The following is a 24009-nucleotide window of genomic DNA, read 5'->3' as shown; positions in this document are numbered from 1 at the left end:
GGCTTTTTTATTTTTTAGTTAGGAAGGAGAGAGTTTTATGAACATCAGAATCATGCCAATCGATCAGATTAATGTAGCTGCCTACAACCCCCGCGTTGATCTCCAGCCAGGCGATCTGGAATATGAGAAGCTTCGCCGCAGCATAGAAGAATTCGGTTATGTTGAGCCGATTGTCTGGAACGAACGCACTGGGCATATGGTCGGTGGCCATCAACGGTATAAGATCATGGTCAACGAGCTGGGTCACACTGAGCTGCAGGTATCCGTGGTGGATCTCGACGATCAGCAAGAACGGCTCTTGAATATTGCTTTGAACAAGGTTTCAGGGCGCTGGGATGATGAAGCTTTGGGCAGGTTGTTGGACGAATTGCAGGAAAGCGGGGCAGATTTAACACTGTCCGGCTTTGACCAGGAGGAATTTGAGGATCTGATCGCAGAGTTTGGTACTGTTCCAGATACGGAGATTGAAGTTCCGGTCATTGAGGATGATTTCGACGTTCAAGGTGCACTGGATAATATTCAGGCTCCTGAGACACAACGGGGCGATATCTGGCAGCTTGGTCCACATAGATTGATGTGCGGGGATTCCACTAGCGAAGAGGATGTCAGTTGCCTGATGGATGGGGAGCTGGCCGACCTGGTAGTGACCGACCCGCCATACAATGTTGCTATAGAGAGCGATTCGGCGCGCCTTGCCGCAGACGGCCGGAGCAGTATACAAAACGATGACATGCCTGCAGAGGAATTTGCGGGCTTTTTACATGCCGTTTTTCAGAGGTATTCGGGCCTAATGGAACATAAAGCGGGCATCTATGTGTTTCACCCATCGTCTTATCAACGAGAATTTGAGGATGCCATGAACGCTGCAGGCATTGTGGTCCGTAGTCAATGTGTCTGGGTGAAGAACGCAGCATCTTTCGGCTGGTCACAGTACCGTTGGCAACATGAACCTGTTTTCTATGGACACATAAAAGGGAAGGCTCCTGGCTGGTATGGTGACCGCCGGCAAACTACAGTTTGGCGTTCTGGTCTGCCAGTAGAAGAGCCTGAGCAATCGACGGTCTGGGAGGTATCCCGTGGAGATGTCGGAAAGTACGTTCATCCCATGCAGAAGCCACTGGAACTATTGGCCATACCAATTAAGAACAGCAGTCGACCTGGAAATAACGTTGTGGATCTCTTCGGAGGCAGCGGGTCCACGTTGATGACTTGTGATCAGATGGATCGAGTATGTAGGACGATGGAAATTGACCCAAAGTTCTGCGATGTAATCAAGCAGCGGTATCAGGAGTCCACCGGCACTAAGCCTGTACTTATTCATCGTGTAGTTCCCATGACATGATAAAAAGGAGGACGCGGTAACGTCCTCCTTAACACCCAGGGTATCCCCCGGCTGAGATAGCGGCCCGCCGCGCGCGGCATTATCGACAACATCCGCTATCTCGCATTCCATAATACAGGAAAGCCGAGGGATACGCATGAGAACACCAAGTGAAATTTTGTTGCAGCACGAGCTTGAAGTCGCCGAGGGTATCCTTGAGAGTAAAGAGCAATACAGGAAGATCGTTAAGGCATCCATTGCCCAGTGGGTTAAAGACCTGCAGGCTGGAAATATAAAGATGCAGACCGTTCAGGATCTGGAACGTCTCATCGAGTTGGATATCAAGCTTCAGCAGGACGACCTATGATCCCATAGAATTTTGATCTTCTAATATCTCATCAATGAGTTTAATGAGAATTGTGTATGTACTGCATTTTTTGTAAGCATTACTATTAATCTTAACAAAATATAATAGCAATCCTGTGATGCTTAACAAAAAGAATAAATAAACGATTGCGAGAAAACCCTTATCAGACGTACTCAAACTAAATGATCCCATCGCAACAGACATTATGATAGCGATAACTGCTAAATGATTTGATAGGGCAGATGGTGTGACTAACTGGCTCTCAAATTTGGTTTTCGTATTCTTCAGTTCTAACGTAGTAGTTTGTTCAAATTTTAAACAATCGACCAACTTGTTTTTTGCATCTTGAATATCGTCTGGGGTAACTACTTTTATTGACCTCAGTTCCTCTTCAATTTTATAAATTCTATTGAAAGACATGTGCTTAACCTCCTGTAGTTTTATGATTATATCGGTGTGATTGAAACTTAACATTAGTATTTTACGGGGGTAGTGATGAATGTAGATGGTCAACAAATAAAGAAATTAGTAATGTAAAATGAATGGAGGGAGAACAATGTCCGTTAAAAGCTATCAGAAAATCATTCCGGCCACGGCCATTCAGTTCGAGGGAAACAGCTCAACGCATACAGACGAGATCTTCGCTTTTGTTCAGTTTCCCATTTCGATCAATCTGGCGGGGAACGTTGTAGAGCTTCGCGTAATCGTAGACCCGTTGAAACCCTTGGTGGTGCTAGTCGGTGATTATATTGTTAAGGACGCAACGGGGACACTGAAACATATGAAGCAGGCTGAATTTGAATCTGAATACACTGTAGTGAAATAGGGGCTGTGATGGGTGACTGTCACGGTCCTTCTTTGTTGGGGGTGGTGATGAATGTAGATGGCCAGAGAGAGAAGTCCTGAACGGGACAAGGCTAAGCTGATGTGGCTGGAGAGTGGCGGGTTGATGAAGTTAAAGGACATCGCCGCCGCTCTTTCTGTTGGGGAGACTCAAATTCGAAAGTGGAAGTCTCAGGACGGTTGGGCGGCTGAGTTGAATAGTAACGTTACCATTGAAACCATTAGTAACGTTACCAAACGAAGAGGCCCGCCGAAAGGTAACAAGAACGCTGTTGGGAATCGCGGGGGAGCACCGCCAGGGAATAAACGTGCTGTCGGCAATAAAGGCGGAAACGGTGGACCATACGGGAATAAGAAAGCCGTAACCACAGGTGAATATGAAACCATTTGGCTTGATGCTTTGGAAGATGACGAGCTGGATCTCATCGATCTGATTGATACTGACCCGATTCTACAAGCTGATGAAGCCATAATGAAGTTTGAGATCCGCGAACGTAGGATGTTGCTTCGGATCAAGAGACTGACCGACGGTCTGACCGAGAGGGAACGGCGTGTTCTTTACGAGCTCAAATCAATCAAGGAAGCCATGACGGTTCATGATGAAATGACGGGTAAAACGAAGACCATTCCTGTGACACGAACGGAGCTGGTCGAATCTCAGGTCGAAGAAAAGACCTTCCGCGTAATCGATGACATCATATCACTTGAAGAAGCGTTAACCCGTGTGCAGACTCAGAAGCTAAAGGCAATTGAGATGAAGGCCAGACTCCTGGACGAAGAGAAACGCGTCCGGATTGAGATGCTGAAACATGAGCTGATGATCAAACGCGGCGGTACTGAACCGGATAAAGTTGAGGATGACGGCTTTATGGATGCTCTGAGGGGACGAGCTGCGGAGGTGTGGGTTAAAGATGGCAACACTGAAGCTTAAACCTTCACCTTTCAAGTGGCAGCCTTTCTCTGATAAGCAAGTCCAAGTCCTGACATGGTGGATGCCTGAAAGCCCTCATCATGATAGGGATGCCATCATTTGCGACGGGTCGGTTCGTGCCGGCAAGACAGTGGCCATGTCCTTTTCATACATCGTTTGGGCAACGGAAATGTTCCGGTCTGAGCAATTTGGTATGGCAGGAAAGACGATCGGTGCGCTGCGCCGTAACGTTGTTGGTCCACTTAAAAGGATGTTGGCCAGTCGTGGGTACCAGGTGCATGACAACAAGACAGATAACGTACTGACTGTATCCCGTGGTCTTGTAAGTAACCAGTTTTTCCTCTTTGGGGGTAAGGACGAACGTTCACAAGAATTGATTCAAGGTATCACCTTGGCGGGCATGTTCTTTGATGAGGTAGCCCTGATGCCTAAGTCCTTCGTGGATCAGGCAACTGCCCGTTGTTCGGTTGAAGATGCAAAGATGTGGTTTAACTGTAACCCTGCAGGTCCGTACCACTGGTTCAAGGTGGAATGGCTGGACAACCTGATCGTTAAGCGTGCCGTTCATCTTCACTATACGATGGAGGATAACCTATCACTGTCCGAACGTGTTCGGGATCGGTACCGGAGGATGTACACGGGGATATTCTATGACCGTTTTATTCTTGGACTGTGGGTTATGGCTGAGGGCGTTATATTCTCCAAGTTCAGCGACAAGCTCCACAAGAAACCGCGTGAGTGGTTTCCTACAAAGTTTGATCGTAAGTTCCTTTGTGTTGACTACGGAGCCAACAACCCGACCACATTTCTTAAATACGGGGTCCTGGGTGATGTTTATTACGAGTTGGATGAGTATTACCACGACATCAAGTTAAAGGGAGAGAAGACGAACAGCGAATATGCCGATGACCTTCAAGGTTTTGCTGATGGTGATGAGTATGCAATATTCATTGACCCAAGCGCCAAGGCTTTCATCATTGAGCTGAAGCGCAGGGGCATAGGTCATATTCGTGCGGCTGTAAACGCCGTATTGGATGGCATACAAACTGTTTCCAATCGATTTCAGAACAACGAACTTTATATTTCTGCCGACAACTCCAACTCACTCAAAGAGTTGGTTTCTTACATTTGGGATAATAAAGCCGCTCAGCGCGGTGAAGACAAGCCCATTAAGCAGAACGACCATACATGTGATGCACGGCGGTATGGTGTCCATACGGATTACCTGATGCAACGTGCGAAGCAACGACGTTCCGAAAGGGAGAACGCACCGACACCGCGGCCGAAGCGAGAACGCCCGAGCCGAGGTCGGTAGAAGGGAGACCGCATGCGAAGAGTCAACGCACGAATTATTAAATCGACTTCAGTCAGCAAGAGCAGCACTTCAACTGCCATCAAGGATGATCCCAGTTCCTTCGGTGATCTCATTTATCCTCTCTATCATCCAGTCGATTTAATCGAGATGAGTAAGGAAAGCACAGTAGTCCCTCAATGTATTGATGCATACAAGCAAAATATCGCTGGTTTCGGGTTTGGTCTGCGTTACAAGCGGGACGACACCGATGTCGCAGAGACAACCGAAATGAAAGCCGAGTGGGATCAAGTAAAGGACATCCTGCAATTCTTCAATTTTGATAAACCATTCAAAGACATTTGGGCAGAAGCGATTATGCACCGTGAGCAAACGGGGAATGGATACATTGAGATTATTCGTGACGGTACCAATATGCCCATTGAAGCGGAGAACATGGAACCAGAACATATTAAGGCTTCCAAACTCGGTGATTATGTGGAAGTATCCGTTATCCGCAATGGTAGGGAATTTAAACGTAAGAAGCGATTCCGTCGTTACCAGCAGGAGATTGATGGAAAGAAGGTCTGGTTCAAAGCGTTTGGCGATCCCCGTAAAATGTCCTGGAAGACAGGTCAGTATGGCGAAGGTATTCTCCCAGAAGAAGAAGCTAACGAAATCCTGCATCTGAAAATTGGCAGCGGGGCATATGGCGAACCACGCTGGATTAGCCAGTCGCCGCATATGTCGGGCAGTCGTAAGGCGGAAATCCTGAATCTGAACTATTTTGATCAAGGCCGCCATGTGCCAATGGCCATACTTGTCAAAAACGGACTGCTAACAGACGAGAGCGTGAAGCAACTCGAAGAATATGCAAGCAATCTGAATGGTGTTGATCATGCGCATAAATGGTTAATCCTTGAGGTGGAAGGATTGGACGAAGGAATTACTGAGGATGAAAAGACCAAGGTCGATATTGAAATGAAATCGTTGGCCGACATCCTTCAAAGTGATGCACTTTTTCAAATATATGACGATAACTCACGTATGAAACAGCAGTCCGCATTCCGATTGCCGGATATTTTTGTCGGACGCAGTCGGGATTTCAACAGAGCTACCGCCGACAAAGCCAGGGAAATCACTGAGGAACAGGTTTTCCAACCTGAACGTGATAGCCTGGCTTTCATCCTGAATAATGTATTGCTTGAACCATATAACCTTCAGCATGTCGAAGTCTTCTTCGAAGGACCAGACATTTCGGACAGCGAAGACAAAGCCAAACTGTTGACTGTTTATAATCAGATCGGTGGAGTATCCCCGAATGATGTTCGCGATGATGTGGGCAAGATCCTCGGCAAAACGGTTGAACCCTTCGAAGACGAGGGAGCCAATATACCGTTGTCTCTTAGACAACAGCAGACAGGCAGTACATTCCCGATTGCTTTGCAAAAGGGGGCTTCACCATCGTCTGAGATCGTCAATGTGCTGAAAGACTTGCGGGACGTACTGGAGGGCATGGGCCATGGAACCAATTGACCGTTTGCTGACATCCATTGCAACCATCGTCAAAGCCGAGGAAGGCGACATCACAGAGGATATCCCGGATTTCCCCGGACTCCAAAAGGTGCCGGATTACGTGGAAGACTTTGAATCGGCGGTCGCCAAGCTGCTACGTGGTCAACGTAAGCATTTCGTGAACGGCATAAATTCATTCGTTGCCAAAGATGAAACCCTTGAAACGATCATTAATTATGTCATGAATGATCTATTTGCTGCTGATGAACTCGCTGAACTTTTGGGGATTGAAGCATCTGTCTTTTTGACACTGACTATCACGGATCTGGTGGCCGACATGATGTTTGCCATTGATAAGGACGTTTCTTTTAAAACCCTATCAGGTCGTACGACCAAATGGATTAAGGAGTGGGGCGATGATCTTGGTAAGATTATGGCCCTCAACTCACACAAGGCCGTGGAAGAAGCCCTGATCACAGCCGTGGACGAGGGTGAATCGGTTCAGCAAGCTGTTCAGCGGATCAAGGATCTTCCGCAGTTTGATCGTGAACGTGCTCGGGTCACCGCACAAACGGAGATACTGGCCGCGTCAAGTCGGAGCCAGTGGGAAGCGTACAAGCAAAGTCCATCAGTAATCTCCAAGCGGTGGAGGCACAGCGGGAGTAAAAACAATAATCCGCGGGAAGCTCACGTAAAGATGGATGGGGATGAGATTCCGGTTGACGATCCCTTTGACGTAAATGGTCATAGTGGAGATTATCCCCGAGACCCTTCTCTTCCCCCGGAAGAGCGAATTGGTTGCAAGTGTGTTATGTCACCTGTGACAGATAAGAATATCCTTGATCTTAGTCAGGAAGAGAAGGAGGAGATACAACAAAAAGTTTTGAGAGATTTAACTTAGTTCATGTTAGGAATGGGTATAGAACGGAGCATGGATGCAAGTACAGTTTTCTCTTTAACAAAATTATCTGCTAGATCCACGTAATCGGAGTTTGAGATAACAACTTCATATAAATCTAGCATATTCATGACCGATGTTGAATAAGCGAAAAGCTCTAACTGAGTCATATTAATATTCAGGAAATCATCATATGAATTATCAAAAAAACGTGTAGAAAGAATTTGGCCATTATTCATTTCTCTAACATTTAGGGCGACTGTTTTGAAATTAGAATGTGTGTAACCATTGAGGACTTTTTTATCAGACTCTATAATCTTTGATTGTTCAGGATAATCGTCCTTGATCCAGTCATACACTTTTTCCATAAACTTTTTTTTGAATATCAATTCTTCACCATTAACTGTATAAAATTTTTCTTGATCTGGATTATCAAGTGCATAGCATGCACTCATTGAAGCTTCCAAAGAGTGCCTCATAGTTAACTTTGCTTGAATCGTATGATGTCTTAGAATCGAGAGCAGTGAAAGAAGAGAAGATGTATTAGATTGATTCATAAATCCAATAAAAAAATTGGCTTCCTTTTGAATATTACTTTTTAAGAAATTAGATTGGAAAGTAGCTAAATGATTAGCTAAATCAAAATATATATGATACTTTTCTTGAGCAATTTCAATTAATCGGTTTTCTTCTTTCGATAAAGAATGAATATTTGGAAACATTTGTAATCCTCATTTCTTTTATGTATTTAGTGCAATTGTAATTATACACCAATTATTGAGAGGAGGTGAAAATTGAATGCCAAGAGAATTAACCAACGTGGATATCACGCATATAAGTTATGTTGATAAGGGCGCGAACCAAAAACGGTTCTTCCTTACTAAATCCGCTAAGAAGCCAGATTTCCAGAAGCAAGTCAGGCTGATTGCAAAGGCAGAAGACGCGAATAAGCTTGTATATGGTGTGGTGTATGAGCCAGGAGCAGAAGATACACATGGTGATATGATGACCGCAGCTGAGATTGAAAAAGCTGTTCATGGATTCATGAGCAACCTGGCAATTGCGAAAGGTGCTGTCATGGATACGCAGCATGATTTTGATCCTGGTGTGGGTGATGTCGTTGAGTGTTACATTGCCCCTGTAGATTTTGAATTGGGTGACGAGACGATCCTTAAAGGGTCGTGGGTACTCGTTACGAAAGCAAGTGATGAGATTTGGGAACAAATTCAGAGCGGTGAAATTACCGGATATTCGATGGCCGGGACCGCAGAAGCAATTGAAAAGCAAGATCAGGAGCCTGTGGCCAAGTCGGATGACGAAGCTATGGGCTTTTTTCGTACCATGAAAGCATTCTTCACGGGTGGAAGCACTGAGAAGATCGCTAAAGGCGAAGTGGCTGAAAAATACGAACGTGATCGTCGACGTCGTGAATTTTGGGCGGCACAGGATGCGCTCAATAGTGTCATCTTCAATTGGGACGATTGGAACAGTGAGGTAGAACGCGATCCTGAAACGATCCGCGAAGCACTCCAAGACTTCATTACAATTGCCCAAGAAGTGTTGATCCAAGAGGATATTGCAAAAGCCATTGGTAAATCACCTGAAAGCATTGTTAAGGCAGGCAAGAAGATTTCCGACGGTAACATGAAGCATATCGATGATGCCATTGCTGCACTAACCGACTTGAAAAACAAAACAGTTCCTGCAGATGACGAGCAGGACGATGAGGGGGACGAAGAAGTGAAGAAAGAAGACATTGCGCAGATCGTGAAGAGCGCACTTGCTCCGGTTACTGATCGTTTGGACAAGTTAGAGAAGGGTGAAGGTGACAATCCGGAAGGGACTACACCGGAGACTGAAGGCGGTATTGCGGATCAATTGAAGGACGTTCTTAAGGAAGCTTTAGCGCCGATTGAATCCCGGTTGGCAACTGTGGAGAAAGCTCGTGGTATTTCCCGTCAAGAAGAAGCTGGCGGACAGCAGGAAGTTACGAAATCGGCTGGCCCCTCTTACATGGCTCATTTTAACAACTAATAGTAATAACTAATCGAGAGGATGAATCAATTGGATAATCAAACAATTATCAGCAAAGACAAAGGGCTTGCTTCAATCCGCAAGTCGGTTAACATTACGATGCCACGAAACGATGCGCAAGCGTTCTTGGTCGATACCGTTGGAAAAGCAACTACATTGGCAAAACTTGCTCCATTCTATCGCAATACCCCAGCGGGGCAAATTGATACGTTGGGCGTGAAAAAACGCCGTATTCGCCAACACACTGGCGATGAGAGTCCTACGGGAGTCGGTGGTATCACTAACGGTAAGATTGATTACGCAGTGAAGAAAGTTTTTTGGGATGAATGGATCGCGGATGATGACGTTTGGTACAACGATAATGCTCGTGACGAAGATATTGAGAGCAAGGTAATTGACCTTGTGCAAACGCAATTCGGTATCGACCTCCAAGATCTGATGTTTAACGGCGATACAACGGCGAAACTGGCTGACGGTACAACCGCTGACCCGTTTTTGTCCATCTTGGACGGCTTCGTCAAAAAAATGAAGACATCTGATTTCAAAACAGAATTGGGAGCTGCCGAACCTACCATTGATGATTTCATCAACCACGCTCTGGTTCTTGACGAAAAGTACTTGAACTTCCCTGATATGACATGGTTCATGAGTAGACGCCTTTATCAAAAAATTGTGGCTCTAATCACAAAACGGCCTACGAACCTGGGGGATACAACATTGGTTAACGGTAAGCTGACTGAAATCGGTGGCTTCCCGATTGAAGTGGTAGAAAACTTGGGCAGCGGCTTTGCAGCACTAACCCCAATGAGCAACCTGAAGCCTGTGTTTACACGCGAATTGCGTTATAAACGTACCGCTGAGGGTGCTGTTGCTGCTGTGAAAGACTCTACTTATCACATCTTGTTTGCCTACGCTGATGCAGTTGTCCGAGAAATCGATGCGGTTGGTTGGATGTCTGGTGACAAGCTGTAATATCCCACACTTTAAACAGGAGGTGCATCAAAAGATGCCGTATTTGAAATATAACAAACAGAAGGGCGCGCTTCACATTGGTGGAGGGCGCTTTTTTTATCCCAATGAGCCGATCGAGGTTAGCGAGGATGAAGCTGAAGCGTTGTTGAAAAGACATTCGGATCTGGAGGAAGTCAGGGCAGATGATAAGATTACTCCTGCAGCCGGTACCGATGTAACCAAGAAATACACTAAAACGCAGCTTAAAAAGCTGACGGAAGATGAACAACTTTCCCTCCTGGTAGAATTGGGTGGTAACCCGGAAGATTCGAATTCGGAGGACGAGCTGATTGAGCAAATCCTGAAGCTTCAGGGGTAAAGAATATGCTTCTAATCACACCGCAAGAAATCATTGATTACACGGTGTTCAAGAAGGTCAAGGCGAGAGCCCCACAGTTGCTGCAGATGGACATTTTGCAGGCGGAGACGGAAGTATTTGAAGAGGTCGGTCACGATTTTAGTGATTCGACCCTTTACCCTGTTCTGCCACCTGCAGCACGCTTAGCTTTGGTCCAGCTGGCGCAATACTATGCCTTGATTAATGGGGATGAGTCAATTGCCAAAGGTATCAAGTCCGAAAACATCGGCGGTTATTCATACACCTTGGATAACGGCCAGATTATCAGTAAGGCGTCTATCCTGGCCATGTTGCGTAAATTCAAAGCGCAGCCGGTGCAGGGTAACGTCAATATGAGGATGCGATTGTTATGAGCTACGAGGATTTGTTGGTTGATCGATGCGATATCTACCATATGCAGTCAAGCGCAGGACCTGGCCGTTTCGGCGTGCCGGGTGCGCTTGAACTTAAATATGGATTGGTACCAGACACGGCTGATGTGCCGTGTTGGTTCGTGGAGAAAGGCCAAACTATCAACCAGGCTGAACCAAATAACGAGATCCTACATTCCTTTCTTGTCCATTTTCTCCCGGATGTTGATATCAGGGTAAATGACAAGGTGGTATGGAACGGGGTTGAACTGACGCTGCAGGTGACGCGGGATCTCCGGGGGCATCATTGGGAAGTCACAGCAACCAGGAGGGGAAACCTATGAGCAGGAACCGTGCAGAGATCCGCGGGTTGGACGAATTGATTAGCGGTTTGGATCGGGCAGCCAATGGTGGATTACGACAAGAATATGCTGTTTGGTTGGATGCCATGGGTTTCGAATTTTTGGAGCTCATCCAGGATGAAATTATCCGGACGAAGACGGTAGACACTCGGCGGCTGCTTAACAGTTTTGACAGGGGCGATGGTGATAACGTTTGGTCAATGTCTAATGGGGGGTTGCGGCTTGAGGTCGGTACCAATCTGGAATATGCCCAATTCGTTAATGACGGCCATTGGACGACAAAAGAGGGTGTGCAACAGCGTTGGGTTCCTGGCCGTTGGCACGGTGAACGGTTTGATTATGATCCCGGAGCAAGCACGGGCATGATGCTCAGACGCCAGTGGATTGAGGGTACACATTATTGGGACACGGCGCTGATGATCTTTGAGCGCTTATTTGAGCGATCCCTGGAACGTCGTCTGCAGGAATGGCTGGATGCTTTGCCGAGTGGCCGACGTGCCAATAGGCGAGGGGGACGACGCCGGTGAATAGTGACGTAGGATCGATCATGGCGGCTTGCTTTCGGGTACATCCCGTTCAAGTTTACACCGATCGAATGCCGCAGGATTTTGTTGTGCCGTCTCTTTATTTCCCGCAGCCGATTACAACGGACGCGCCCAGCTCTATCAGTTCGTACCGATTGGATTGTTCTTTGGCAGTTAAGGTATTCGCCAAAACGGACGAGCAAGCAGCTGATGAGGCTGAACAAATCGCTCAGACAATCAGACAATCCCGTATGGCCATTCCCATCATCGATGAGGATGGCCGTAACATGGGCAAATACATGCGACTCCGAAAAATGGACTCTCGCACTATAGATGAAGGCGTGGCACAGCTCACTTTTGCGTGGACTTCCCGGTATCAGTACAACCGGGTGGATTACGACAAGATGGGCTCTTTAATCTTGAATCAGAGGTGAAATCATGAGTGATGTAAAAGAAGCACGGGCAACGAAAGCTGCAAAGACTGTACCTTCAGACCAGCGTTTCAGCAAGGAACAGTTCTTGCAGTCGACCATGTACAGTAATGCAGAAAAGGACGTGTTCGTGGCCTTGCTGCAGGACGGTCAAACGTATACGCATGAAGAAGTACAACGGCAAATGAATGCATTTAAATCAAGGGAGGTGCGCTAATCATGGCCGGAGGAATTTGGACAAGACAAAATAAAGTGCGCCCAGGCGTATATATCAATTTCGAATCTGTTGGAACTGCAACAACTGCCCTCGGAGAACGCGGAACAGTCACAATGGCTGTTCCGCTTAGCTGGGGGCCGAGCAAGCAACTAGTGAAAGTGGAAGCTGGAGCTGATCCGTTCGATACACTGGGTTACGACATAACGACAGCAGAAATGTTACCCGTTCGTGAGGCACTGAAGCGAGCGCAAAAACTGTTGCTATATCGCTTGAATACAGGTATCAAAGCAACCGCCACAAGCGGGAACTTGACTGTAACTGCCCTATATGGCGGCGTGCGTGGTAATGACATCACTGTGGTTATTCAAGCCAATATTGACGATCCATCTAAATTCGACGTCCATACTTTGCTGGCAGGAGCGGAGCGAGATAAACAAACCGTAGCTGACATTGACGGACTGATCGGAAACGCGTGGGTGAAATTTGCTTCGACGGGAACTGACAAAGAGTTTGCTGCTTCCGCGGGTGTGCCGCTTACTGGCGGCTCAGATGGAACGGTGACCAATGCTGATCACACCGGATACTTGGAGCTGCTTGAAGTGACTGACTTCAATACTGTGGGTCTGATGTCGGATGATATGACCCTCAAAGCGCTATACAATGCCTTTGTTAAACGGCAGCGGGAGAATGAAGGTAAGAAGATTCAACTGGTACTGCCGAACTATCCGACGGCGGATTACGAGGGTGTCATCAGTGTCAAGAACGGCGTGGTGCTTTCCGATCAGACAGTTATTGACCGAATCAAGGCGGTTGCTTGGGTCGCAGGCGCAACTGCAGGTGCCCCGGTGAATGAGTCTTTGACGTATTCGGTGTACGAAGACGCTGTAGATGTGGATATCAAATACACGAATACACAGATTGAGGATGCGCTGTTGGCCGGGGAATTTGTATTTGTTGCAAGCAAAGGGCGCGCCATCGTAGAACAGGACATTAACACGTTCCGTAGCTATACGATGACTAAAGGTCGGGAACGCTCCAAGAACCGCGTTATCCGGGTGTTGGATGGCCTGGCTAACGACTCCAAAGAAACCTTTGATCAATACTACATTGGTAAAGTTGGTAATTCAGCAGATGGCCGTAACTTGCTACGGTCTGCGCTCACTAATATCGCAAACACCTATCAAGGATTCGGCGCTATCCAAAATTTCAATAGTCAAACGGACATTACCGTTCTTGCTGGTGAAGCAACTGATGCGGTGTATGTCGAAATGGATATCCAGCCGGTGGATGCAATCGAGAAAATTTACATGAGAGTGAAGGTGAAGTAATCCATGGCCTTTTTAAAAGCTCAAGATACTATATCGGGTCAAGAAGGGCGGGCGTACGCAACCATTGACGGCCAATCAGAAGAAATGTTTTACGTTAAATCTTTGGAAGCATCCATTGAGAAGCAAAAGGCCGAGGTAAAGACGTTGGGCCGCCGAGGTGTGCAACATAAAGCGACGGGCTGGTCCGGTTCTGGATCGATGACGATCTTTTATACCACATCTCGTTATCGTGAGTTGATGATGAAATACATCAAAGATGGCGTGGATACGTATTTTGACATCCAAATTGTCAATGACGACCCGACATCTTCCATCGGACAACAAACCGTTGTTCTCAAAGGAGTCAACTTAGACAGTGTGGTCATGGCGAAAGTCGATACCGAGTCAGATGCATTGGATGAGGAAATTAGTTTTACATTTGATGATGTGGATTTGCCGGATATTTTTAGTGCGCCGACATTGGGATAACAAACTTATAATAGAAGAGGAGCAAACAATACATGAGTAAGAATATGGCGTTTTTCATGAAAGGCAAGGCTGCTGAGGTTAAGGAAGAGGAAGTCATCATCACTCAACGGTACAAGGACGACGAAGGCAAGCCGATCCCATTTATTATGAAGGCATTGAACACAACCAGGATTGATGAGCTGGAATCTGAGTGCACTAAACCGGAAATCAAGAAAGGCAAGAAGGTTGGTGAAAAGCTTGATGGCAAACGGTTATCCCTCCGGATTGCCATTGAGTCGACGGTGTATCCAAACTTTAGGGATGCCGAATTGCTCAAGTCATATGGCCTGACCGATCCAGTTGATTTGGCTAAGGCTGTCCTTTCCGTTGGTGGTGAATACATGGAGTGGATGCAAGAAGCGAACCGGATCAACGGTTTTGACGAATCGGAAGATGAGCTGAACGAAGACGTAAAAAACTAATCAAGTCCGGTGATCGGGATGCCGTATACGCCCACTATGCCTTGCATAAGCTTCATATCTTGCCGCAGGATCTATGGGGGATGGACCCGTACCATCGGGCTTTTATTTACGGCTCAATCGATCAGTATCTTACTGATCAAGAACGAGAAAATAAGAAACGTAAGTAGGGGGCCAAAATGGCCCCTTTTTTGCGTAGGAAGGAAGATGTTAATGGCAACGTTAACCGCCATGTTTGACATCCGAGATCGTATAAGTAATCGCGTTAGGCAAATGAGCGGAAATTTTCAACGACTGAGGGATACTGTAAACCAAGTGCAGCGGCGGGTTGAATCGTTGTCGCGTACCAGGGCGATTATCCAAACTAGACTTCGTGATAATGCAACACGGGGGCTAAATCGGATCAGGGATCTGCAAAACTATTTGAATCGGCGTGCCACGGTTATTCGGACAGCTGTTCGAGATCGGGCCAGTCGAGGTTTAGCACGACTGAGACGCTTGGCTGATGATATTCGTCGCAGACCAGTAACGGTTGCAGCTCGTGTAAGAGACTGGGCTACCAGGGCTCTTAACGATTTAGCCGCACGAGTACCGCGTATAAGTCGCCTGGTTGCTGTAATCAGTACACGATTGCGTGACGATGCATCAGCTGGATTGGTTCGGATCAGGGCGACCATGGCTTATCTCAGATGGCGCCGAGCTGTATTAAGGACACATTTGAGAGATATGGCGACTAGAGGACTTGTACGCATACGCCGTTTGGGGGATGCCTTACATCGTAGAGCTGTAGTAATTGGGACTAAACTTAGGGATATAGCCAGTCGAGGATTGACCCGCTTACAATCCATGGCTACAGCGCTTAGTGGATACACAGCTACAGTCAGGACTAGACTGCGTGATGTGGCGATGCGAGGATTAACTCGATTGCGTTCGTTGGCCCGTAACCTTGGGCGTATGAGAGTTACGATACAAACACGAGTTCGGGACATGGCTATCCGAGGATTAAATAAAGTACGTGCGTTGGCTCGTCGAGTGGGGGCTGTAACGGCAACTGTAGTGGTCAAGGTCAAAGACTTGGCTACTCGTGCCATAGCACGGATTGAGAGCAGTTTGGCTAGGTTGCAAAACAAATTCTTGGGCATCGGGGCTGCACTAGGTGGTACGGCCATTCTGGCACAAAGTGCAAACGCATTTGAGACCGACGCACGGGCATCAGCAATCAGCGGTATTAGCCAACCACAAGTTACAACCATGACCGATCAAATCTATTATGGCGAAAATATCGGCACTGAACGTTCCGGCGTCGCTCAATCTCTTGTTGATTTCGCTCAGCAAACTAACCTGCAGGGCAAGGCGCTTCAAGAAGCCGCCCGAACATCAGCCATGTTTGCGCAGTTGTATGGTAAAGACATACCTGAGGTGGACCGTGCCTTTGCCGCAGCTTATAAAAACCAACTGGGTAGTATGAGTGAGATTGGCGATGTGTCTGCCTATGTCATTAAAAACGCAGGGGATCAGTACGATGATTACCTGGATACGATCAATGAGTACAGTTCTACCTTCAAGGATTTGCAGCTCAACATGGGTCAGGTCGGGTCTGCATTCGTTGCAGCCGTTCAAGCTGGTGGTCGGAATTTTGATGAACCTGCCGATATGTTCCGTGAATTTAATATCAGACGTAATGAGCTTACAGACAACCAGATTACAGCAATGGCTAAAGTATTGGGCAAGTCCCGTACCAGGGAACTTTACAAGTCTATGGATGCGGGAACGTTATCCGGTGAAAAAGTTATGTTTGAATTTGCTACAGCCTTGTCCAAAATACCCAGCGAAGCCCAACGTGCCTTGTATGCTACGGAACTACTCGGCACCAAGTATGAAGACATCAAGGAGCCGGTTTTGGCAGCAGCGCGTGCTATCAATGAGCCAATCGAAGCCAGCAAAGAACTGGAGAAACAATTCACATCGATGCGGGAAAACAATCCCATGACACCTATCAACGATGCAAGTCGTACCCTCGCTAAGACACTTAAGACTATAGGGCAATCAGTGATAACCGCAGTTACTCCAGCGTTCATTGAGCTTAACAAATGGGCATCCTCACCCGAAGGACAAAAATCGATAGCCAAGTTTACCGAGAGTGTAGCTGAACTGTCGGGCGAACTTGCCAATGGGTTGTCCAAAGGCATCCAATGGGTGATTGAAAACTGGGACACTTTACTGCCCATCCTGAAGGTTGTAGGTGCAGCATTTTTAGGTGTCTATGGTGCTGCGAAAGGATATCAGGCTGTAAAAGTCGCGACTCCTGTGTTCAAAGGATTGTGGAAGGTGCTCAAGGTCGTATGGAGTGTATTGAAATGGGTAGGAAGTGCACTACTTTGGTTGGGTAGAGGATTTGTAACGGTCCTCAAATGGGCTAAACCATTTTTACCTTGGATCGGTAGAGTGATTGGTGGGTTGGTGCGATTTTTGCCCGTGATTGGATGGGTTGTAACTGCGCTTACTGTGCTCTGGGAGGCCTGGAAAAATTGGGATACGATAAAAAGCGTTGTGGCAGGTGCCTTTGAAGGAGCCAAAGACATTGTTGCACGTGGTGTTAACTGGATCATAGAACGAATTAACTGGATGATTAATCAACTAAATAAACTTAGTATACCAATGCCAGAAATTTTAGGCGGTGGATCTGTTGGTTTTGACATACCAGAAATTGGACTAATTGAGACTCAAGGAATGCGCGACACAAATAAGACAGTTTCCCAAGTTGCTCACGAATCAGGGTTACCCAATCTCGTTGAAGCGTACACCAAAAACAAATTTGCAAAGGGAATATCCGATGTTCCTTTTGATAATTTTCCTGCTACCTTGCACAAAGGTGAAACCGTTCTTCCACGCGAAGAAGCTGATCTGATCCGTGGAATGGCAGCATCCGGAGGAAGTCAAACTGCTTCAACTACAGCAGCGCCAATCAGCATTAATATTACAGGTGATAACCACTACTCCAACGACATGGATGCTAATAAGGTGGTTCGTGTCATCAAAAAGGCATTGCAAGAAGAATTGAATCTTGGACCTCAGGGGGTGCAATTCGTATGAGTCGTGAAGTCTGGCTATCATGGAACAACAACGCTGAGCGGTTGCGCCTGCCGGTCAATCCGCCGGATATCACAATCGGTAACGCCAGCCAAACGACAACAGTGGACGTGGCCGGGATTGGTGAGGTGGCCATAATTAATGATCCGGTTCTCAAGACGTTTGAATTCAGCAGCTTCTTTCCCGCTACTTGGGGGCCGTATTGCGAATATGAAGATATACCTGTCCCTAAACAGGCGGCAGCTACCATAAGCAAGTGGAAGGAGTCAGGAAAGCCGATTCGCTTTCTTGTCTCCGGTACTGCTTGGAACTTTGCTGTCACCATTGAAGATTTTGTATATCGAGAAGAAGGCGGCGATGTCGAAACGATCTATTACGACCTTTCATTGCGAGAATACAAATTCGTGACTGTCCGGAAGTTGGATACCTCCAAAAAGGCCAGTAATGGAAGCGCGAAGGTTACCACGAGCAGCACGGCGGCACGACCCAGTACAAAGACGACACCAGCCAATTACACAGTGAAGCCTGGCGATAGCTTATGGAAGATCGCGCAAGCAAACGGAACAACCTGGCAGAAGCTTGCCGAGTTAAACAAAATCAAAGCGCCGTACTCTATTAAGCCAGGGCAGGGGCTGAAGTTGAAATGATGGAACTGTTTGTTGTTCGAAGCGACGGGACGTATGAACTGCCAGTGCAAGATGCGGAATGGTCTGGCCAAAAGTTGAGAGCCCCCCGAACTCTTTCCGCGAATATCCTATCTACGACGCGTGGAATGCATCGCAAGCAGCCAGTGGATGTGGGGGATCAGCTATTATTCAAGTGGAAGGGTGAGGAGCTTTTCCGTGGAACGATCTTTTCAAAGGAAAGGACCAAGAGTGGCAGCCTTGCTTTAACGGCTTATGACGATCTGGTGTATCTGACCAAAAGTGAAGACAAATACGTATTTACCGGGAAAACGCTGGGTGAGATAGTCCGGCGTATTTGTGGTGACTTCGGTATCCCGATAGGGAAGATTGCAGACACACCGCATAAGCTTACCCGCATCTTGCAGGGAACGCTATTTGATATGATCTTGACGGCCATCTCCCTGACCTACAAGCATACTCGTGTTAAATACTACTTGTATTCCGACAAGGGCAAATTGCACCTGACTAAGCGCGTGGATCTGGCTCGTAAATGGGTGATCGAGGACGGCGTTAACCTGGTGGATTATTCATTCGCGCAATCGATAGAAGACACCTATACCCAAGTTAAATTGACGTCTACAACCAATACGACCATTGAAACCAAGGTCAAAAAGGGTAAAAAGGAAACGGTCCAAAAGAAAAAGGTCAGTGCCACTCACATTGCGAAGGTGGATAACTCTACAACCAAAAAGCGGTTCGGTACTCTTCAATATTATGAAGAGGTCAGCGATGAGTTAAACAAAGCGCAACTGATGCAGCGCGCAACGTCCATGATGATGGAAAAAGGCAAGATAGGCGAGACGTTTTCCATCGATTCGCTGGGTATTGCTCCTGTTATATCTGGATCTGCAGTATATGTAATAGCGAAAGAGCTCGGCGTAAGCCGGGCCTTTTATGTTGATGAGGATAACCATTCCTTTAATGGCAATGAACATTTGATGTCAGTCACTTTGACCAAGACCGATGACCTACCGGATATCGACGTGACTGTTGAACCAGAGGAAAGCGATTCTGATAAAGACAAGGACAAATCCAAGAAGAAAGACAGCAAGAAAAAGAGCAAGGAAGATGAGGACAAAGAGTTTGCAGAACAACTTCGCAAGGAGATATTGGGGTGATTTACGATGTTGGACATTATCAAACAGGCCGCTGTGGCTGCTGTAGCCGCTGCAGGTCCTGTTCAATTGCTTGAAGCCACTGTATTAACTCCGCCGCCTGGACTGAGTATCCAAATAGGGTTGGACACCAAGAATCCGATACCAGCCGAAATGCTGTCAGTGTCGGAACGTCTTACCTCCTATACTCGTGAGGTGGAAATAGAAGGTGATTTTGAAATGGAAGGTACGATTCAAACCGATGAGTATTCAGGGAATGGAAAAATAACGGGTTCGGGTATTTGTTCGGGAACGGTTACGTTCCTTGATGAGCTGAAAGCAGGAGACAAAGTGCTGGTTATGAGTGTACAAGGTGGTCAGTCTTTCGTCATCTCAGAAAGGCTGGTGAAGTATGGCGCTGACTCCTGATTTAAATATACAAGTCCCGGATCTCTTCAGCTCAGATATCCAGCCGACACGGACTTATTCGTTTGATCCGGTCACTGGTGAGATTGGTCGTGTTATAGATGGGCTTCCGGCCATGAAGCAATTCATAATCAAGGCACTACGGACCATTCGCTTTGAACACGTCATATACCCGGAGAGTTACGGAACTGAATCGGACACGGTTGTCGGTCTGGCGACAAGTGCGGGTTTTGTAGCTTCGGAGTTGCCGCGAGTCATAACTGAGGCATTGATCTACGATGAGCGGATCAGAGAAGTTAAAGATTTCGATATTGAGCAGGAAGGCGACACCGCGACGGTCACATTCACCGTTATCACAAACGAAGGAAATCTGCGGCTAACGGAGGTGGTCGGTAGTGTATAACACGGAGGAATACGAATATGAAGCCATCTTGCAACGGATGCTGGACCGGGTACCGGAAGATGTAGACAAGCGGCCTGGAAGTATTATTTATGATTCTTTAGCACCTGCAGCAGCTGAATTCGCTCAGATGTACATCAATTTATCTGCCGGTGACGATTTATACAATGTCGATACAGCAACAGGTGATTATCTTACGGAAGGCGCAGCCGAATGGGGTGTCAACCGGAAGGAAGCAACGTTTGCAGTGCGAAAAGGTACGTTCTTGGATGCCAATGGAGCAGGGATTGATGTAGCGATCGGCAGTCGCTTTTTTATTGAGGATTTGAACTATGCAGTTACCGAAAGAGTTTCACAAGGCGTGTACAAAGTGACTTCTGAAACTGCAGGAGTTTTGGGAAACGCCCCATTTGGATCGATGTTACCTGTGGAGTACATCAACGATTTAGCAACGGCAACTCTCAGCGACATTCTGGTACCTGGGGAAGACGAAGAAACGGACGATCAGCTGCGTGAGCGGTTTTTTGTTGAAATAAATGAACAACCCTTTGGCGGGAATGTTGCTGACTACCGGCAGATGATGAGAGCGTTGGAGGGGGTGGGGGCTGTGCGGATTACTCCTGTTTGGCAGGGCGGCGGGTCGGTGAAAGCAACCATTATGGCAACGGGGCATGTACCACCTTCGGCCGCGCTGATCAATCAGTTGCAGGAGCAGGTGGACCCTGTACTGTTTGGAGGACAGGGTCTCGGTTTAGCTCCAATTGGCCACACCGTTACATTGAATGGAGTTGACTGGATCACAATCAACATCACTACCACGCTGACGTTGGGGGATACAAGCGTTGGACAAGTGCAACAGGACATCGAAGACGTGATTGATGCATATTTGTTGGCTCTTAGATCAACGTGGGAAGAGGATGCCCCGCTTGTTATACGTGTCGCACCTCTTGAATCACGCATATTGACCGTTTCAGGCGTTGTAGACGTGATTGGTACACAGCTAAACGGATCTACTGCCAATATCACTCTGACGGTTGATCAGGTGCCGCAACGAGGGACGGTGACGCTTAATGAGTAGACTCATGGAGTATCTGCCGCCGTATTATGTGGACAGCAAGCAGATGACTTCATTACTGATGGCACAGGAAATGGAGCTGGACAATATTGCTGCTGGGATCTTGCGACAGCGTAATGACATGTTCATCATGACGGCCAGTTCGCAGGCGATCAGACGCCGCGAAAAAATGCTGCGTATCCAGGCTGATCCTTCGAAGGAGTCTTTGGATTTCCGGCGCCGGCGTATCATCAATCGACAATCCACCAAGCCCCCATTCACACAACGTTGGCTACAATCGCAACTGGATCGTTTACTTGGTCCGGGATTGGCGGTGGTAACGGTGAATGCGGCAGAGTTTTTGCTATTGGTAACGACAAACATTGAAAATGCCAACCTGTTTAAAGAAGTGCAGCATACCATCCAAACCGTCAAGCCTGCTAACATGGTGTATCAGCAAAATACGTCTCTGCGGCACAAGATAGGCATTAAACATACGACCGTCAGAAGGGATGTATCCTGGAATTACAAGCTTGACGGCAGTTGGAAACTTGGCGAGAAGTCGTTTGCGGATTTAGGGCCGGAGGTGACATTGTAATGGATCAAGAGATATTGAACGATCTGGCTGTACATCTAAATTCGCGAATAACGAAGGTGGTCCTGAATGGCGTGTACGAGATCACGGATTTTGTGGAAAAAGCGGTCACGGAATCAACAGTTGCAATCAACTTCTTGATTCCGGCTGCAGATGTATCTATGGTTACATTGATTGAATTAAAAGGCCCAAATATCCGAGTCAGTTCAAAAGCTGTAAACGTCCCAAACCAGTCGGATACGCTCATGCTCGAAACTTTTGAAATAGAAGAGGTGACAGATTAATGGCAAGGACGAATTGGACAGTTAAGGATTCTGTTTTGCCGAGTGATATGAACGCGATCGGAGAGGAAATTAATGAGCTGCAAGATGGATTCGTTAAGAAATCGATTGTCATTCCTGCTGGATCAGACCTTAATACCTACATGGAAGAGGGTGGTTACTACTGCCCAGCAAATGCCACTGTAGCAACATTACTTAATTCTCCGACAGCAGAGGCGTTTCATTTGACGGTTGAGCCACATGCTGGAGTGTTACAAACCTTGACCACTTTTCAGCCTGATAACATGGAAGTGTTCCAAAGAAACTACTATTTCGGCTGGGGGCCGTGGGAGAAAGTGCCTTCAAGAGACGAACTTGAAGAAATAAAGCAATCTGGTGATAATGCGAAACAGGAAGCAATCGACGCAGCGCTGGCAAATGACGAGGAAGTTATTTTGCCGCAGGCTAACGCGAATGCCCAGGGATATGCCAATGCAGCGGTATTGCCTATTATCAATGCTGAAAACTCAAACGGAATACTAAACTCAGCAGCGAACCAAGGTTTGACTAGCTGGAAGAATATCGGAACAGTGTTGTGGGATACCAGCTGGATCACCCCTAATAACAGGGGTTTCAACTATTTCGCCGTGACCGCAGCGGTGCCCATTAACGCTAATGCAACACTGGAAGCGGTGGATCAAGTATTGGTGAGTTCCGGCCCTTACAATCTACAAGCTGTTTTTAATACATCGGGCATGGGGGCGACAGGGCAACTGAAGGTTGAAATCATAAACACATCAAGTGGGCTTCAGATTGGTACACTTGAGGCTAATCCGAATACGACATGGCACCGTAAATCTACGACAATAACGATCCCGGCCGGGGTTTTATCTGTTAAAATTCGATTGGTTGTTTTTGGTGGTTCAACCGGGGTGGGGGCGACGGTCAAGGGGGTTACAAGAATTAAATTTTCCGCTGGTGCGGGTGATGTGCCTTACACCGACGAATCTGATAGCCTTTCGGTGTTGCAGTACGCAAATAAAATGAGATCATGGGGGGCGTTATAGGTGGCAACAACTTTTAAAAGGCTAGGTGCCGGAAATCTCGCCACCGCAAACGATATAGTCACGGCCTACACCGTTCCATTGCTTTGTAAAGCTATAATTAAGTCGTTCATAATTTCAAACGGGTCTGCATCTACCGTTTCGGTTACTGTTCGTTTCGCTAGTACGGCGATCATGTATACTTACGTCATGAAACCGAACGACACAATACTTGTCCCTGCGATGGATCAACTGTTAATCGCTCAAAGTTCAATAACTATATCCGCTAACGCAGGCAATTCGATAAGTTATTATATTTCAGGTATCGAAGCACTGGTAACCGATCCTGAATATTCATATGTAGTTAGGTTGGGACTTGGCACTATACCTGTATCATCGGGCACTATCGTTAACGCAAATTCTTCAATAGATAGGATAGTTAAAGGGATTGTCCTTTGTAATACGTACGCTTCAGATGCAAAGGTTTCGATAGAGGTTTTTGGGCGGAGCATATTGCAAGCAATCACGGTGAAAACACTCGAAACCATACTCGTGCCCACCAGCGACTTGTTTATTCCGTCCACGGAATATATGACCGCTTCCGCCAGCAGTGGCGGAGTCCACTACTACATCACAGGCAAGGAGTTGTGACGA

The 24009-nt window shown here is 47.0% G+C and carries 30 protein-coding genes; 28 read left to right on the top strand and 2 right to left on the bottom strand.

The annotated features are described in order from the left end of the window. Positions 1 to 37 precede the first annotated feature (37 nt). On the top strand, positions 38 to 1342 hold the full coding sequence (locus tag A6049_RS11915) for a site-specific DNA-methyltransferase (protein ID WP_063564840.1): 1305 nt from the start codon (positions 38 to 40) through the stop codon (positions 1340 to 1342). Positions 1343 to 1478: 136 nt separating this feature from the next. Then, a complete protein-coding gene (locus tag A6049_RS11910) occupies positions 1479 to 1688 on the top strand; it encodes a hypothetical protein (RefSeq protein WP_063564839.1) in 210 nt (69 codons plus the stop codon). Here A6049_RS11910 and A6049_RS11905 read toward each other — a convergent pair. Then, complete coding sequence (locus A6049_RS11905) at positions 1683 to 2108, bottom strand: hypothetical protein (RefSeq protein WP_063564838.1); 426 nt, start codon at positions 2106 to 2108, stop codon at positions 1683 to 1685. The genes A6049_RS11910 and A6049_RS11905 overlap by 6 nt on opposite strands. A 136-nt stretch (positions 2109 to 2244) precedes the next feature. On the opposite strand from A6049_RS11905, the gene A6049_RS11900 reads away from it, so the two are divergent. The 5 genes from A6049_RS11900 to A6049_RS11880 are packed head-to-tail and all read left to right on the top strand — an operon-like array spanning position 2245 to position 7169. Continuing rightward, on the top strand, positions 2245 to 2514 hold the full coding sequence (locus A6049_RS11900) for a hypothetical protein (protein WP_063564837.1): 270 nt from the start codon (positions 2245 to 2247) through the stop codon (positions 2512 to 2514). A gap of 57 nt (positions 2515 to 2571) precedes the next feature. Beyond that, positions 2572 to 3462: a phage terminase small subunit-related protein gene (locus A6049_RS11895; protein ID WP_063564836.1), complete on the top strand. Its 891-nt coding sequence runs from the start codon at positions 2572 to 2574 to the stop codon at positions 3460 to 3462. Continuing rightward, positions 3443 to 4777 carry a PBSX family phage terminase large subunit gene (locus A6049_RS11890; RefSeq protein WP_095206062.1) on the top strand — a complete coding sequence of 445 codons (1335 nt, stop codon included), beginning with the start codon at positions 3443 to 3445 and terminating at the stop codon, positions 4775 to 4777. The genes A6049_RS11895 and A6049_RS11890 overlap by 20 nt, the downstream gene beginning before the upstream one ends. Positions 4778 to 4789: 12 nt before the next feature. Next, entirely contained in the window at positions 4790 to 6289 is a 1500-nt protein-coding gene (locus A6049_RS11885; protein WP_063564835.1) for a phage portal protein, read from the top strand. After that, positions 6276 to 7169, top strand: a complete 894-nt coding sequence (locus tag A6049_RS11880) for a phage minor head protein (RefSeq protein WP_063564834.1) — start codon at positions 6276 to 6278, stop codon at positions 7167 to 7169. The genes A6049_RS11885 and A6049_RS11880 overlap by 14 nt, the downstream gene beginning before the upstream one ends. On the opposite strand, the gene A6049_RS11875 is transcribed toward A6049_RS11880, so the two are convergent. After that, positions 7166 to 7888 carry a hypothetical protein gene (locus tag A6049_RS11875; RefSeq protein ID WP_063564833.1) on the bottom strand — a complete coding sequence of 241 codons (723 nt, stop codon included), beginning with the start codon at positions 7886 to 7888 and terminating at the stop codon, positions 7166 to 7168. The two genes, A6049_RS11880 and A6049_RS11875, sit on opposite strands and share 4 nt — an antisense overlap. Before the next feature lie 76 nt (positions 7889 to 7964). Here A6049_RS11875 and A6049_RS11870 point away from each other — a divergent pair, with 76 nt between their 5' ends. The 21 genes from A6049_RS11870 to A6049_RS11770 all read left to right on the top strand — a co-directional run bounded on the left by A6049_RS11870 (position 7965) and on the right by A6049_RS11770 (position 24006). After that, positions 7965 to 9200, top strand: coding sequence for an XkdF-like putative serine protease domain-containing protein (locus tag A6049_RS11870; protein WP_063564832.1), 1236 nt, complete (start codon positions 7965 to 7967; stop codon positions 9198 to 9200). Positions 9201 to 9230: 30 nt separating this feature from the next. Further along, positions 9231 to 10172, top strand: a complete 942-nt coding sequence (locus A6049_RS11865; RefSeq protein ID WP_063564831.1) for a phage major capsid protein — start codon at positions 9231 to 9233, stop codon at positions 10170 to 10172. Between the two features lie 34 nt (positions 10173 to 10206). Beyond that, on the top strand, positions 10207 to 10530 hold the full coding sequence (locus tag A6049_RS11860) for a hypothetical protein (RefSeq protein ID WP_063564830.1): 324 nt from the start codon (positions 10207 to 10209) through the stop codon (positions 10528 to 10530). Positions 10531 to 10535: 5 nt separating this feature from the next. After that, positions 10536 to 10922, top strand: coding sequence for a protein YqbG (yqbG, locus tag A6049_RS11855; protein WP_063564829.1), 387 nt, complete (start codon positions 10536 to 10538; stop codon positions 10920 to 10922). Beyond that, a complete protein-coding gene (locus A6049_RS11850; RefSeq protein ID WP_063564828.1) occupies positions 10919 to 11263 on the top strand; it encodes a DUF3599 family protein in 345 nt (114 codons plus the stop codon). The genes yqbG and A6049_RS11850 overlap by 4 nt, the downstream gene beginning before the upstream one ends. Further along, the gene (locus A6049_RS11845; RefSeq protein ID WP_063564827.1) at positions 11260 to 11808 is read left to right on the top strand and encodes an HK97 gp10 family phage protein; all 549 of its coding nucleotides are present in this window, start codon (positions 11260 to 11262) and stop codon (positions 11806 to 11808) included. The genes A6049_RS11850 and A6049_RS11845 overlap by 4 nt, the downstream gene beginning before the upstream one ends. Beyond that, positions 11805 to 12239 (top strand): phage tail terminator family protein, encoded by a 435-nt coding sequence (locus tag A6049_RS11840; protein ID WP_063564826.1) that lies wholly within the window; start codon positions 11805 to 11807, stop codon positions 12237 to 12239. The genes A6049_RS11845 and A6049_RS11840 overlap by 4 nt, the downstream gene beginning before the upstream one ends. Before the next feature lie 4 nt (positions 12240 to 12243). After that, a complete protein-coding gene (locus A6049_RS11835; protein ID WP_063564825.1) occupies positions 12244 to 12453 on the top strand; it encodes a hypothetical protein in 210 nt (69 codons plus the stop codon). 2 nt (positions 12454 to 12455) lie between these two features. After that, the gene (locus A6049_RS11830) at positions 12456 to 13781 is read left to right on the top strand and encodes a phage tail sheath family protein (RefSeq protein ID WP_063564824.1); all 1326 of its coding nucleotides are present in this window, start codon (positions 12456 to 12458) and stop codon (positions 13779 to 13781) included. Positions 13782 to 13784: 3 nt separating this feature from the next. Further along, positions 13785 to 14249: a phage tail tube protein gene (locus A6049_RS11825; protein WP_063564823.1), complete on the top strand. Its 465-nt coding sequence runs from the start codon at positions 13785 to 13787 to the stop codon at positions 14247 to 14249. A gap of 32 nt (positions 14250 to 14281) precedes the next feature. Continuing rightward, positions 14282 to 14710, top strand: a complete 429-nt coding sequence (locus A6049_RS11820; RefSeq protein WP_063564822.1) for a phage tail assembly chaperone — start codon at positions 14282 to 14284, stop codon at positions 14708 to 14710. 210 nt (positions 14711 to 14920) lie between these two features. After that, positions 14921 to 17800 (top strand): phage tail tape measure protein, encoded by a 2880-nt coding sequence (locus A6049_RS11815; protein ID WP_161490578.1) that lies wholly within the window; start codon positions 14921 to 14923, stop codon positions 17798 to 17800. Further along, positions 17797 to 18444, top strand: coding sequence for a LysM peptidoglycan-binding domain-containing protein (locus A6049_RS11810; RefSeq protein ID WP_063564820.1), 648 nt, complete (start codon positions 17797 to 17799; stop codon positions 18442 to 18444). Before A6049_RS11815 ends, A6049_RS11810 begins: the two co-directional genes overlap by 4 nt. After that, positions 18441 to 19601 (top strand): XkdQ/YqbQ family protein, encoded by a 1161-nt coding sequence (locus A6049_RS11805; RefSeq protein WP_063564819.1) that lies wholly within the window; start codon positions 18441 to 18443, stop codon positions 19599 to 19601. Before A6049_RS11810 ends, A6049_RS11805 begins: the two co-directional genes overlap by 4 nt. Positions 19602 to 19607: 6 nt before the next feature. Continuing rightward, entirely contained in the window at positions 19608 to 20006 is a 399-nt protein-coding gene (locus tag A6049_RS11800) for a DUF2577 family protein (RefSeq protein ID WP_063564818.1), read from the top strand. Beyond that, complete coding sequence (locus A6049_RS11795) at positions 19990 to 20406, top strand: DUF2634 domain-containing protein (RefSeq protein ID WP_063564817.1); 417 nt, start codon at positions 19990 to 19992, stop codon at positions 20404 to 20406. Before A6049_RS11800 ends, A6049_RS11795 begins: the two co-directional genes overlap by 17 nt. After that, on the top strand, positions 20399 to 21481 hold the full coding sequence (locus tag A6049_RS11790) for a baseplate J/gp47 family protein (RefSeq protein WP_240321375.1): 1083 nt from the start codon (positions 20399 to 20401) through the stop codon (positions 21479 to 21481). The genes A6049_RS11795 and A6049_RS11790 overlap by 8 nt, the downstream gene beginning before the upstream one ends. After that, on the top strand, positions 21474 to 22055 hold the full coding sequence (locus A6049_RS11785) for a putative phage tail protein (RefSeq protein ID WP_063564816.1): 582 nt from the start codon (positions 21474 to 21476) through the stop codon (positions 22053 to 22055). The genes A6049_RS11790 and A6049_RS11785 overlap by 8 nt, the downstream gene beginning before the upstream one ends. After that, positions 22055 to 22336 carry a hypothetical protein gene (locus A6049_RS11780; protein ID WP_063564815.1) on the top strand — a complete coding sequence of 94 codons (282 nt, stop codon included), beginning with the start codon at positions 22055 to 22057 and terminating at the stop codon, positions 22334 to 22336. Before A6049_RS11785 ends, A6049_RS11780 begins: the two co-directional genes overlap by 1 nt. Next, positions 22336 to 23379 (top strand): pyocin knob domain-containing protein, encoded by a 1044-nt coding sequence (locus A6049_RS11775; protein WP_063564814.1) that lies wholly within the window; start codon positions 22336 to 22338, stop codon positions 23377 to 23379. The genes A6049_RS11780 and A6049_RS11775 overlap by 1 nt, the downstream gene beginning before the upstream one ends. Next, positions 23380 to 24006 (top strand): hypothetical protein, encoded by a 627-nt coding sequence (locus tag A6049_RS11770; RefSeq protein ID WP_063564813.1) that lies wholly within the window; start codon positions 23380 to 23382, stop codon positions 24004 to 24006. Positions 24007 to 24009 lie beyond the last annotated feature (3 nt).

Source organism: Paenibacillus sp. O199 (genome assembly GCF_001636635.1).
Lineage (GTDB): Bacteria > Bacillota > Bacilli > Paenibacillales > Paenibacillaceae > Paenibacillus > Paenibacillus marchantiae.
This window is presented reverse-complemented; position numbering and strand designations above follow the sequence as displayed.

Coding starts and splice junctions, on each gene's coding strand:
- A6049_RS11905 (WP_063564838.1), bottom strand. CDS start 2,108: ATGTCTTTCAATAGAATTTATAAAATTGAAGAGGAACTGAGGTCAATA.
- A6049_RS11785 (WP_063564816.1), top strand. CDS start 21,474: ATGAGTAGACTCATGGAGTATCTGCCGCCGTATTATGTGGACAGCAAG.
- A6049_RS11835 (WP_063564825.1), top strand. CDS start 12,244: ATGAGTGATGTAAAAGAAGCACGGGCAACGAAAGCTGCAAAGACTGTA.
- A6049_RS11850 (WP_063564828.1), top strand. CDS start 10,919: ATGAGCTACGAGGATTTGTTGGTTGATCGATGCGATATCTACCATATG.
- A6049_RS11880 (WP_063564834.1), top strand. CDS start 6,276: ATGGAACCAATTGACCGTTTGCTGACATCCATTGCAACCATCGTCAAA.
- A6049_RS11820 (WP_063564822.1), top strand. CDS start 14,282: ATGAGTAAGAATATGGCGTTTTTCATGAAAGGCAAGGCTGCTGAGGTT.
- A6049_RS11870 (WP_063564832.1), top strand. CDS start 7,965: ATGCCAAGAGAATTAACCAACGTGGATATCACGCATATAAGTTATGTT.
- yqbG (WP_063564829.1), top strand. CDS start 10,536: ATGCTTCTAATCACACCGCAAGAAATCATTGATTACACGGTGTTCAAG.
- A6049_RS11830 (WP_063564824.1), top strand. CDS start 12,456: ATGGCCGGAGGAATTTGGACAAGACAAAATAAAGTGCGCCCAGGCGTA.
- A6049_RS11805 (WP_063564819.1), top strand. CDS start 18,441: ATGATGGAACTGTTTGTTGTTCGAAGCGACGGGACGTATGAACTGCCA.
- A6049_RS11775 (WP_063564814.1), top strand. CDS start 22,336: ATGGCAAGGACGAATTGGACAGTTAAGGATTCTGTTTTGCCGAGTGAT.
- A6049_RS11875 (WP_063564833.1), bottom strand. CDS start 7,888: ATGTTTCCAAATATTCATTCTTTATCGAAAGAAGAAAACCGATTAATT.
- A6049_RS11800 (WP_063564818.1), top strand. CDS start 19,608: ATGTTGGACATTATCAAACAGGCCGCTGTGGCTGCTGTAGCCGCTGCA.
- A6049_RS11815 (WP_161490578.1), top strand. CDS start 14,921: ATGGCAACGTTAACCGCCATGTTTGACATCCGAGATCGTATAAGTAAT.
- A6049_RS11795 (WP_063564817.1), top strand. CDS start 19,990: ATGGCGCTGACTCCTGATTTAAATATACAAGTCCCGGATCTCTTCAGC.
- A6049_RS11915 (WP_063564840.1), top strand. CDS start 38: ATGAACATCAGAATCATGCCAATCGATCAGATTAATGTAGCTGCCTAC.
- A6049_RS11890 (WP_095206062.1), top strand. CDS start 3,443: ATGGCAACACTGAAGCTTAAACCTTCACCTTTCAAGTGGCAGCCTTTC.
- A6049_RS11900 (WP_063564837.1), top strand. CDS start 2,245: ATGTCCGTTAAAAGCTATCAGAAAATCATTCCGGCCACGGCCATTCAG.
- A6049_RS11810 (WP_063564820.1), top strand. CDS start 17,797: ATGAGTCGTGAAGTCTGGCTATCATGGAACAACAACGCTGAGCGGTTG.
- A6049_RS11895 (WP_063564836.1), top strand. CDS start 2,572: ATGGCCAGAGAGAGAAGTCCTGAACGGGACAAGGCTAAGCTGATGTGG.
- A6049_RS11780 (WP_063564815.1), top strand. CDS start 22,055: ATGGATCAAGAGATATTGAACGATCTGGCTGTACATCTAAATTCGCGA.
- A6049_RS11860 (WP_063564830.1), top strand. CDS start 10,207: ATGCCGTATTTGAAATATAACAAACAGAAGGGCGCGCTTCACATTGGT.
- A6049_RS11845 (WP_063564827.1), top strand. CDS start 11,260: ATGAGCAGGAACCGTGCAGAGATCCGCGGGTTGGACGAATTGATTAGC.
- A6049_RS11910 (WP_063564839.1), top strand. CDS start 1,479: ATGAGAACACCAAGTGAAATTTTGTTGCAGCACGAGCTTGAAGTCGCC.
- A6049_RS11885 (WP_063564835.1), top strand. CDS start 4,790: ATGCGAAGAGTCAACGCACGAATTATTAAATCGACTTCAGTCAGCAAG.
- A6049_RS11825 (WP_063564823.1), top strand. CDS start 13,785: ATGGCCTTTTTAAAAGCTCAAGATACTATATCGGGTCAAGAAGGGCGG.